The organism is Cohnella faecalis (genome assembly GCF_003570905.1).
In the GTDB taxonomy this organism is placed as follows: domain Bacteria; phylum Bacillota; class Bacilli; order Paenibacillales; family Paenibacillaceae; genus Cohnella; species Cohnella faecalis.
Map to the genome: position 1 here is coordinate 216,426 of NZ_QXJM01000029.1, position 11,133 is coordinate 227,558.

At 50.2% G+C, this 11,133-nt stretch carries 6 protein-coding genes and 1 pseudogene; 1 reads left to right on the plus strand and 6 read right to left on the minus strand.

Going from position 1 to position 11,133, the window contains the following annotated elements; translation table 11 throughout:
* Positions 1 to 30: 30 nt before the first annotated feature.
* The 5 genes and pseudogenes from D3H35_RS08780 to D3H35_RS08800 form a co-directional block, all read right to left on the minus strand.
* A pseudogene (locus D3H35_RS08780) lies at positions 31 to 7,158 on the minus strand (Ig-like domain-containing protein); the annotation flags it as partial.
* A 358-nt stretch (positions 7,159 to 7,516) separates the two neighbouring features.
* On the minus strand, positions 7,517 to 7,900 hold the full coding sequence (locus D3H35_RS08785) for a LytTR family transcriptional regulator DNA-binding domain-containing protein (protein WP_119148712.1): 384 nt from the start codon (positions 7,898 to 7,900) through the stop codon (positions 7,517 to 7,519).
* A gap of 13 nt (positions 7,901 to 7,913) precedes the next feature.
* Complete coding sequence (locus D3H35_RS08790) at positions 7,914 to 8,036, minus strand: cyclic lactone autoinducer peptide (protein WP_119148713.1); 123 nt, start codon at positions 8,034 to 8,036, stop codon at positions 7,914 to 7,916.
* On the minus strand, positions 8,033 to 8,563 hold the full coding sequence (locus D3H35_RS08795) for an accessory gene regulator ArgB-like protein (RefSeq protein WP_158594008.1): 531 nt from the start codon (positions 8,561 to 8,563) through the stop codon (positions 8,033 to 8,035). The genes D3H35_RS08790 and D3H35_RS08795 overlap by 4 nt, the downstream gene beginning before the upstream one ends.
* Positions 8,553 to 9,215, minus strand: a complete 663-nt coding sequence (locus tag D3H35_RS08800; protein ID WP_119148715.1) for a hypothetical protein — start codon at positions 9,213 to 9,215, stop codon at positions 8,553 to 8,555. The genes D3H35_RS08795 and D3H35_RS08800 overlap by 11 nt, the downstream gene beginning before the upstream one ends.
* 846 nt (positions 9,216 to 10,061) lie before the next feature.
* Here D3H35_RS08800 and D3H35_RS30645 point away from each other — a divergent pair.
* On the plus strand, positions 10,062 to 10,724 hold the full coding sequence (locus D3H35_RS30645) for a sensor histidine kinase (RefSeq protein WP_158594009.1): 663 nt from the start codon (positions 10,062 to 10,064) through the stop codon (positions 10,722 to 10,724).
* A 112-nt stretch (positions 10,725 to 10,836) separates the two neighbouring features.
* Here D3H35_RS30645 and D3H35_RS30650 read toward each other — a convergent pair whose 3' ends face one another.
* Positions 10,837 to 11,037: a hypothetical protein gene (locus D3H35_RS30650; protein ID WP_158594010.1), complete on the minus strand. Its 201-nt coding sequence runs from the start codon at positions 11,035 to 11,037 to the stop codon at positions 10,837 to 10,839.
* Between the last annotated feature and the right edge of the window lie 96 nt (positions 11,038 to 11,133).

An 11,133-nucleotide genomic window follows, 5' to 3' on the forward strand; every position in this document is an offset into this window, starting at 1 on the left:
CCAGTTCTTCTCTCGATACCGGGTCGTTAGGGTGGAAGGTTCCATCGGATAACCCGAGAAGATACCGTGACGAGACACCGTCTGGATGTATTTGTACGCCCAGAATTTCTTCGGAACGTCGGAATAGTTCTTTGTAGTACCGCTGTCGTATTCGCCTAGCAGATGTGCGATAATAGTCGCCAGCTCGGCGCGGGTGAGCGATCTTTCCGGTTTGAACATCAGGTCAGGATACCCCATGACGAAGCGAGTATGCCGTTCGTTGCCAAAGCGGTTGGAGAACAGAAGTACCTTAACCGACGATTTGGCGTTCTCCGGATGCGCGAGCTCTCCATCAACGACGAATTCCGCTTTCAGCGTTACCACTTTTTCGACAGAATCGATATTCGGGAACTTAACCCGAATACGATGGCTTGCGACTTGACCGGCTGCCAAGTCCTTCACTTCCCATACGATGACGTTGCCGGTCACTTTGCCGCCGTCGGCATCGATCACTATGACATTGTCCGGCAGCGTCACCTTGAGTTGTCCCGCAGCGAGCGGCTTGTCCGCCTCATTCTTGTAGAGGATAACGACCGGAGCTTCGCTGCCTTCCTCGTAGGTGCTGCGTTCCACCACGATATTCGTCGTTACATCCGCTGTCACTTTTTCAGCTGGAGGCGTTACCGTTACGCCTCCTCCAGAAGTCGGAACGATAGGGTTCATCTCGAAATCCCAGCGAACAATATCCTGCTCGACCGAGATGACTGGGCTCCGGTACTTTTGATAACCGGTTGCGGTCGCTTCGATCACATAGTCCGTATTGCCGAACACCATGAAGGCGTAATTCCCACCCGTATCGCTGTTTTGCGGGTTGGCGTTATTCGCCGGCAAGAAGCCCGCAAGCGTAGGCAACACGACGGTTGTGCCTGGTACAATTCCTTTGTTGCGGTTTCTAGTCGTATCGGCGTATTTCAGGACAACATGAGCATTTGGAATAATAGCGTGAGTTACGCTGTCCGTAATTACGCCGAACGGATCGATAAGCTCTTCGTTGATGTTCATCTCGCCGTTAGCGCTGACCGTTACCGTCTTCTTGGCAATGACGATGAATTCGCGTGAAACGCCGCCGTTGCCATTTGCTACATCGTAATAGTAACGGACTTCCAATTGATAGGTTGTACCCGCAGTCAAGCCTCCCGCTACGAATACGCCTTGACCGTTAATCGAGAATCCGTCGCTTTCGCCAGGTACGGTAACCGTGCCGTTCGAAGAGGTGACGTATTGATTCCCATCTTTGAGGAACAATCCGAACGCCGGGTTCGTTCCTGCGCTGTCGTTCCCAACGAACGAACCGAAATCGAGCGGCTGGATCGTTCCGTCCGGACGTTTGCCGCCGATAATGCCGGCAATTGTCTGATCCGATACAAATTCCTGCCCCAAGCCGGAGATACCATCGTCAACCGCTACCTCTTGAACGTAGGTGACGACAACTGCAGAGCTTCCGGTTCCTACCGTTTGCGAGACTTGAATCTTGTAAATCTGATTTCCTTCCGTAATAGGAAGGACATAATGTCCGTCCTCATCCGTTACGGCCGTTCGGCCCGGAATCGGTTGACCGTTCGCATCCAGCAGCGTTACCGTTACTCCGGCCAGCGGCTGGTGATTAGCGCCGCCTGTAATGATACCGGAGACCACAGCCGGTTCGAACGTGACCAAAATCTTATCCTCGGCATGGATACCGTGAACGGTGTCGTGAACGGCTGCCTTAATGTCGACTTTGACCGAGGTGACGCTTTGAATCGCTTCGGATTTGAAGCGAATCGTTGCAACACCGTTAACCGTTGTCGCTCTAGGCGTGCCGATGACCTGGCCGGCAGCGTCAACGAACGTTCCTTTTGGCGTTGATGTGTTCTTGAGGAATGCGCTGAAATCGACATCTACGCCAGAAACCGGATTTCCTTGGCTATCCGTTACTTTCGCCGTCAGAACAGAAATGGAATTTCCGTCAGCGACAAGTACGTCGGGATTGGCTTTCAAATCAATAAAGTACGTGAGACTCACTGTAAACTCGCTTGTGTCCGTTCCTTTGTTGCCTGCCGCGTCCGTCGCTTCGGCCGACACCGTATAAGTGCCGTCCGTCAGCGGATCATCCGGCGTAAACGTCCAGTTGCCCGACGAATCCACTTCCACTTCGCCGTCTACCGGAGCGTCGTTACTATCCTTCACGACGACCGTAACCGTCGAACCCGGTTCACTCGTTCCCGTGATGACCGTATTCGGGTTGTTCGTCGTCGAACCGTCTGCCGGGCTTACGACCGCGATGCTCGGCTTTGTCGTATCCACGGTAAACGTGCTCGTGTCCGTTCCCTCGTTGCCGTTGCTGTCTTCGGCTTTCACGGTTACTGTGTATTGGCCGTCCGGCAACGGCTCGTCCGGCGTAAACGTCCAGTTGCCCGAACCATCCTCTTCTACTTCGCCGTCTACCGGATCGCCGTTGTTATCCTTCACAACGACCGTTAACGTCGTTCCCGGTTCGTTCGTTCCCGTAATGACCGTGTTCGGATCTTTCGTGATCGAACCGTTAGTCGGACCCGTAATATCCACATCAGGCGCTTCCGTATCAACCGTAAACGCGCTCGTGTCCGTTCCTTTGTTGCCTGCCGCGTCCGTCGCTTCGGCCGACACCGTATAAGTGCCGTCCGTCAGCGGATCATCCGGCGTAAACGTCCAGTTGCCCGACGAATCCACTTCCACTTCGCCGTCTACCGGAGCGTCGTTACTATCCTTCACGACGACCGTAACCGTCGAACCCGGTTCACTCGTTCCCGTGATGACCGTATTCGGGTTGTTCGTCGTCGAACCGTCTGCCGGGCTTACGACCGCGATGCTCGGCTTTGTCGTATCCACGGTAAACGTGCTCGTGTCCGTTCCCTCGTTGCCGTTGCTGTCTTCGGCTTTCACGGTTACTGTGTATTGGCCGTCCGGCAACGGCTCGTCCGGCGTAAACGTCCAGTTGCCCGAACCATCCTCTTCTACTTCGCCGTCTACCGGATCGCCGTTGTTATCCTTCACAACGACCGTTAACGTCGTTCCCGGTTCGTTCGTTCCCGTAATGACCGTGTTCGGATCTTTCGTGATCGAACCGTTAGTCGGACCCGTAATATCCACATCAGGCGCTTCCGTATCAACCGTAAACGCGCTCGTGTCCGTTCCTTTGTTGCCTGCCGCGTCCGTCGCTTCGGCCGACACCGTATAAGTGCCGTCCGTCAGCGGATCATCCGGCGTAAACGTCCAGTTGCCCGACGAATCTACTTCCACTTCGCCGTCTACCGGAGCGTCGTTACTATCCTTCACGACGACCGTAACCGTCGAACCCGGTTCACTCGTTCCCGTGATGACCGTATTCGGGTTGTTCGTAATCGAACTGTCTGCCGGGCTTACGACCGCGATGCTCGGCTTTGTCGTATCCACGGTAAACGTGCTCGTGTCCGTTCCCTCGTTGCCGTTGCTGTCTTCGGCTTTCACGGTTACTGTGTATTGGCCGTCCGGCAACGGCTCGTCCGGCGTAAACGTCCAGTTGCCCGAACCATCCTCTTCTACTTCGCCGTCTACCGGATCGCCGTTGTTATCCTTCACAACGACCGTTAACGTCGTTCCCGGTTCGTTCGTTCCCGTAATGACCGTGTTCGGATCTTTCGTGATCGAACCGTTAGTCGGACCCGTAATATCCACATCAGGCGCTTCCGTATCAACCGTAAACGCGCTCGTGTCCGTTCCTTTGTTGCCTGCCGCGTCCGTCGCTTCGGCCGACACCGTATAAGTGCCGTCCGTCAGCGGATCATCCGGCGTGAACGTCCAGTTGCCCGACGAATCCACTTCCACTTCGCCGTCTACCGGAGCGTCGTTACTATCCTTCACGACGACCGTAACCGTCGAACCCGGTTCGCTCGTCCCCGTAATAACCGTGTTCGGATTGTTCGTCGTCGAACCGTCTGCCGGGCTCACGATGACGATAATCGGCTTTACCGTATCGACCGTAAACGTGCTTGTGTCCGTTCCCTCGTTGCCGTTGCCGTCGGTCGCTTCGACCGTCACCGTGTAGGTGCCGTCTGGCAACGGCTCGTCCGGCGTAAACGTCCAGTTGCCCGAACCATCCTCTTCTACTTCGCCGTCTACCGGATCGCCGTTGCTATCCTTCACAACGACCGTTAACGTCGTTCCCGGTTCGTTCGTTCCCGTAATGACCGTGTTCGGATCTTTCGTGATCGAACCGTTAGTCGGACCCGTAATATCCACATCAGGCGCTTCCGTATCAACCGTAAACGCGCTCGTGTCCGTTCCTTTGTTGCCTGCCGCGTCCGTCGCTTCGGCCGACACCGTATAAGTGCCGTCCGTCAGCGGATCATCCGGCGTAAACGTCCAGTTGCCTGACGAATCCACTTCCACTTCGCCGTCTACCGGAGCGTCGTTACTATCCTTCACGACGACCGTAACCGTCGAACCCGGTTCACTCGTTCCCGTGATGACCGTATTCGGGTTGTTCGTCGTCGAACCGTCTGCCGGGCTTACGATCACAACGTTCAATATTTGCTGGTTCGCAACCGGGAAGTTGGTTAGCCATTCGAGGCTGCGCTCGCTTCCATTTTTCTCTTTTACATCTACGCTTGCAATCGTCGAGTCGTAATTCAGCTTAACTACGTCTCCATAAGGAACGCCTCCCGACGGGAGATTCGCGCCCCCCAATGTCAGGATAAGCGTCTTGCCCGACGCGTCGGAGCTGTCGATCACGACATTGGATACATCGATGAGATCGCCCTGACTGCTAATTCCGATTTTGAACGCTGCAGCCAACGTTGCGGCAACTCCTTGCAGCTCAACCTCGGAATCAAAAACAACTTTAACCTTGTTTCGATTGGCATCCGGGATGACAGACGCCTGATTCGGGGCCATCTGGTTGGCTACATTAAAGTCGGTCAACGCCTTTAACGTATGGTGGCCTGCGCTCAACCCGTCAATCGTTACGTTGGTAACTTTGCCGCCGGAGCCCGGCACTACATAGTCCAACGTAACGGTAGCTCCCGCAGGAACGGCCGTTCCAAGCGTAAGCACAAGCTTATTGGGATCGGTTCCGTCCGACACGGCTCCGGTCACCGCGGCCAGAGTCTTGCCGGAACCGGTATCGTAATAAACCTTGAACGATCCCGGAATGACGGCATTGTCCCGAACAGGGAAGTCAAAGTTAACTTCCACCGTCTTCCGGTCTTGATCGTTGACGACGGCCGCTCCCTTAGGCGTGAACGGATAATCGTCCACGAAAAGCGTCTGATCCTGCACGAGATTGGCGGCGGCATCCTGTAAGCTGCCGTCCGCTTTTACGTACTGAAGCTTGACGTCGTATCCGAAAGGTACGACTTTACCGCCAGCCAGTTCCAGTACCAACGGCTCGTCCGGCGATCCGCTGCCGCCGACAATCGTTGCAGGTACGGAAATATACGTCCCTGGGCTACTGGGATCCGGAATTAGAACTTTAAATCCGTTCGCGTTCCATGTGGCGGAATTGTCCTCTGTCCAGTTCTCCGGATGATTCCGGTCGGTCGGGTAAAGAACATACTCGCTGAGGAAAGCTTTGACGTGATTCGGATTGCTAACGTCAACCGCAGCGCTCGTAATCGTAGGAGGAACCGCATCTGCGGCAAACGTTACCGGTTTCTCGTCATACGCGCCCCCGCCGTATACGCCTGTACCGAAATGATCGCCGACAATCGCTTTTACGTTCGAATCGTTAATAGCGGTCGGCAGCGTATTGGAGATTTGGATGGTCGCTACGCCGTTCGCATCCGACATGACGGATGCGTACCGCATGCTGCTCCCGTCCGAATTGGTTCTTCTCGTTTCGCCCTTCAGCGCGACGCGAGTGTCATCGACGCGGGGCTTTAACGAGACTACCTGCGTAGAGCCGTCGGTTTTCGTAACCGTATAGGACTTGGCCGCCTCTTCTTTGAACAGAGAGAAGGTGACCGGGTAAGGACCTCCCGTCCAGTCCGATCCGTCGTAATTTTTAAGCTGAGCCGTAATGATTCTGGAAGTCGTAGATGTAGTCGATCCGTAAACGGCATAATCCGTGCTCGTGATGCTAATCAATGGAGGTGCCGCTTCATAATTGTAATCAGGGTTTTCAGGCTCGATAGGCAGTTCATTGTTGTTCAGATACCATTTCAAAATATCGTGATTTTCGTATGCGGAACCCGTTGCCGCCGAAAAACCGACATAAGCCTCGTCCTGCTCCAAATATTCTCTCAGGCCGAGTCCCGATTTTTTGATTTTCAGCTTGCTCGTGTCAAAAGTTCCGTTCTTGCCCATATAGACTTCAATCGTGTCCGTCGGACCGTTGTACACAATCCAGGCATGATAGATTTCGCCGTTGTAGAAAGGATACGCGTCATTGGTAGCCCACGTCCCGGTATCTGCCGTCTTGAAGTTATAGATCGGCACGGTTTCTCCCGCCGTTGGTGTCGCTATGATGGAAGGATTGGAGGTAGATCCTCCGACCGACGCTGGAAATACTTTTCCTTTAGGGCTGGTCGTAGATTTGCTGTGATCGACATTGCCATCCGCAACGACGGCGATATGGCTTGTATCATAGGTTACCGCGGTTCCTCCCCGACTGCTGTTAGGAGTGCCACCGATATTCACGCCAATGGCCTTGGGATCCAGAGGATCGGAGGCTACCGTCGCGGAGTTGGCGAACGTATCAAATTCGATCCCGAAGCTTCGCTTCATGCTGCCATAACCCATTCCGCCGCCTTTGACGCCCGCTTCCTTGGACAGCGTCTGGATCGAGAACACCAGACCGTCCCCTGCCGCGAATGCATTGTTGGCGATGCCGGACATGCGGAAAGTAAAGTACGTGCTGAACGATCGATCCTTGCCGAAGGAAATCATATTGCCGTGAAATGCGCTGCCGATTGCGTTCGTTTGGTTCGGCGTAACTCTAAGAACCTTCCGACCTTGATCGTCAGTCGCAAGAGCTGCATTTCCGTTTCGTTGTAGCCATTTCTCAGGAGATTTTCCTGGAATGATCCCGTCAACATCTTGAGCGGCGCTAAAATCGTCGTGTTTGAGGGTCAAGTACCTCGTCTCGGGTGCTGATGCGCGTGCTTTCGCGGGAGCGAATCCCATCGAAGTGATGATGAGAACGGCTATCAACAGTAATAATGCGGATTTATTGAAACTTCTGCACACACTGCTCGCCTTCCTTTTCTTTGGTCATAGATTTTGTAGTATATATAAAGGCTTTAAGCCATTGCTTGCTAACGTGTACAGAATTTCCAAAACTCTAATTGGGGCATCCATTCACTGCAACGAAAATTTTTGTGTATTTTTACCAATAAAATTACTATACAATCGTCAACTAACCAATTTCTGAACAGAATTCGACATAAAGTAAAGCAAACCAAAAAAACCGAGAAGCAAGCACCCTAATTCCAGTGCCTGTCTCTCGGTTTTCGTTTGCTGCCGTTCTCGATAATAGCTGCGATTAGAATCTTCCGAACAACGGCTTCCGAGCCGGCTTGTAGGCAGCCGTTTCCTCTTTGGTCAGATGTTCAACCTTGTGAACATTAGCCTCTGACACCGTCGCGAATTTGCTTTCCTTGTCCCAAGGGTTATCGAAATACACCCTTCTTGCTTTCTGATCGAAGGCTTGAACTTGGTTAAGGTTGACGAGGTTGGTTCGGTCCAGCCTTTCGAAGCCTGCGACTGAATAGGCCGTCTGCAACTCTTCCAATGTTGTCGGATAATACAGTTGTCCGACACGAGTATGAAATACGGGGCCGTCCGACGTTGATGTAACGGATAGAACATCATTCATTTCAATTACGACCGGCTTCCCATTCCGATCCAACAATGTAATGAAGGACATAACGAAAACCTCCTTACTTTTTCAATTCTGCCGGAACAGGAGGACGATGCATGATCCAGACGCATGCTGTGCTAACGAACATAACGGCAAAGAGAGCTAAAACTTTCGATACAGCGATAATCATCTTCTTCTTCATTCGTTCTCACCTCCTTTTTGTTGAGGTACCAGCATTGCAGTGTGAAGAACGGATACAAACCCGATCGTAGCGCTATGCCAAAATAAATTGGAACAAACGACAGCAAAGGCAACAATCTTCATGTAGGGGTAATATCTTTCAGGAATTCGCGCGTAGCCCTTAAAATTTCTAGGAGCGTAGATTAGAACAAATATTGCGCAAACGATCGTTACAACGGGAATCCACCTATCTGGCATCGACACGAACGGAGCGGCATTAATAAGGGCAATGGAAAGAATCGTACACAATGTAGAAGAATGCAGATGGTAGCCCCCTGCAATTAAGCGCAAGACTACAAAGAAGGCCAGACCGATAAAAGTTTCAAAAAAACGCCCCGTAGCAGCACCTATTATAAAAATGATTGCAGCTGTAAACAAAGAATGGAGAATAATATACAAAGAATATTGCATAACTGCGACACTAGCGGTAGCTTCCGGTTCACTCTTTTTAATGTAGTTGGCAATCCCGTAAGATAGCTTATGTATCACGCCTACCATCCTTTCGAATGGAAAAGTAGATCAGCAATACCAAAATAATCATGATCGTAATAGACACAAAGTAGATGTAATAAGGCAAGTCAACAGAAGCAAGATAGAAAATGTTGACTAGAATGATCTCCAGCAAAGCTAGCAACAGAAACAAGAAGAACAAACGGTTTCCTTTGAACGTTTCTTTGTAAAAGCGACTGCTGGATTGAATGTAGCTGAATCCGCCATTGGTCATGAAGATAAACGCTGAAATTATACAAAGCGTCAACGCCGTAGAAAGTTGAAGTGCAAATCCATTGTTCGTATAAGGCAATATTTCGTTAAATAAATGCGCTTTAAGAAAAATAGTGAGCAATAACCATTGAACAAGTGAAAATGCGACGAACGTGATAGCAACCATCACAATTGAATGCAACAGTCGAACTCTTAAAATGATGGTGATCAAAAATACGAATAAAAAGATATTTACTAAAGGTGAAATATTTTGCAGAGATTCAACTTGCAAGGTATTGGAAACAAAAGAGAAAATTAAAGATGCAATTATAAATTTAAGTAAAGCTTCTTTTACGGAAAACCGAAACAATACCATCGCGAAAATAAAAAATGAAAGAAACTCTACCGTCGATGCCAATATAAATTTCGCGAATAGCATAATGCCCTCCAAAAAAGTCGACTCGGAATACTAAGTATATTGTATCAAATCTTTAGGTTTAATTATCTATTTATTATTCGTCAACGCAAAAAAATAATGATATTATTTTTAGTGCATTTCTAATTAAATTGAAAGAGGATTCTTATGCCGCTCTGGTTGGAGATCACTAGGCTTGTTTTTTTAGTTTCTATTCCCCAAACGTTTGCCTTACTCACATTCTGCTTTTCTTTCCTGCATGTCCCGCCCAAAAACTTACAACGCAGATTGCTCCTATATACAGTGGTCCACTCCGTTTATGTCGATATTCTCTACTATATCGTCCCAGTCCCGGTACATATGTTGAATTCCATATGCGCGAGTATTATCTTGTGCTTTATCATGTTTCGGGATCTGAAGGCAAAACAAATATTTTCACTGCTGCTATTCTCATTTATACTCGGCTCCATCATGGACTTAATCTTAGGGATTTTATCGTTTTACGCACTTAACATTCCCGATCAAAAGACCATGATGTCGACTTCCTTCTACCAAATGTTAATCGCCCTTTATCCTGAATTGCTAATATTATGGCTATGGTCATGGATGATTCGTAAAAAAGACTCCTTGTCGTTTAAACGATTGTTCGCCGCCGTCATGAATAGTGAACGTGCCGATTTGACTAAGCTTATTACAATGAACGGGGTGCAATCCGTCGCAATCGGCACCGTTTTATTCTTACTGTCTATCGGAAACGAGAACAAATATGGATACATAACCATTATTTCTATCTTTGTAATGATAATCAGTTTGCTTGCATTAGCGTTTACGATCTTTCTCGTCGTACGCACGCAAGAACGGGCCGTCCGTATGACTCAAGATATTTATTTGGGAGATATCGACCAAATGTTCGCCTCCATAAGAGGCCAGCGCCATGATTTCCTCAACCACGTTCAGGTTATTCATACGATGGCTCAAATGAGAAAGATCGATCAATTGCAGCAATACTTGGGCGAGCTTGTAAAGGAATCTCAAGGCATCAGCGAAATTGTCAATCATTCATCGCCCGTTCTAGCTGCTTTCATTAAAGCGAAAATTACGGTAGCCATCAGTAAAAGCATCGCCTTCACTTATGAACTGCCAAATAGATGGGACAGTAGCGACACCTCGGTCAAGACGATCGACATCGTCAAAATTCTCGGAAATCTGGTCGACAATGCTTTCGATGAGGTCGCTTCCCTCCCGCAGATTGAAAGGATCGTGCACGTTATCGTACGTCATGAAGAAGACGGCTTAACACTTGAAATAAGAAATAAAGGACGCGTATTGAACGACAGCGAGCTGGCGCGTATTTTCTTGCCCGGATATACGACCAAGAGAGCCGGCCATTCCGGATTGGGCTTGGCTATCGTTCTAGAGAGGGTCGGCTCGTACAACGGAAAGCTGGATGTCCGTTCGAACGAGAAGGAGGGCACCGTGTTCCGCATCGTATTGCCGCAGCAAGAAGCGCTTGCCGTTAAGTCATACGGGTGATAGATAAGCTGTTCCTTAGCAGTCCAAAGTCGAAAACAGACAACACAAAAACGAACCTGCCCTCGCTAAGGCGAAGGCAGGTTCGGCCGTATTACTCCAACTTCCCATGTCATCAGCTCTCCGTATCCAACTGTAGGGCACCAGCAATCTGGCGCAGCCGGATGCTCGCCGCCTCTTCTACTCCCGGAAGCGCTCGGAGCCGATCAAACGGAACATGAAAACCGTTCAGTTCTTCAATGAGCGTGTCCGGCATATGAAAGCCGTTAAAGAAGCCAGCTTCAAACGCAGCGCAGCGCAGCCGTATCGTTCCCAACCGGCAGCACCTGCCCGAGCAATATGACATGAATATCAGGCTTTTCAAATAAGGCATATACATGATCGGAACGAAAGAAATACGTCAGACCGCTCC

Coding starts and splice junctions, on each gene's coding strand:
- D3H35_RS08785 (WP_119148712.1), bottom strand. CDS start 7,900: ATGTCCTTCATTACATTGTTGGATCGGAATGGGAAGCCGGTCGTAATT.
- D3H35_RS08790 (WP_119148713.1), bottom strand. CDS start 8,036: ATGAAGAAGAAGATGATTATCGCTGTATCGAAAGTTTTAGCTCTCTTT.
- D3H35_RS08800 (WP_119148715.1), bottom strand. CDS start 9,215: ATGCTATTCGCGAAATTTATATTGGCATCGACGGTAGAGTTTCTTTCA.
- D3H35_RS30645 (WP_158594009.1), top strand. CDS start 10,062: ATGACTCAAGATATTTATTTGGGAGATATCGACCAAATGTTCGCCTCC.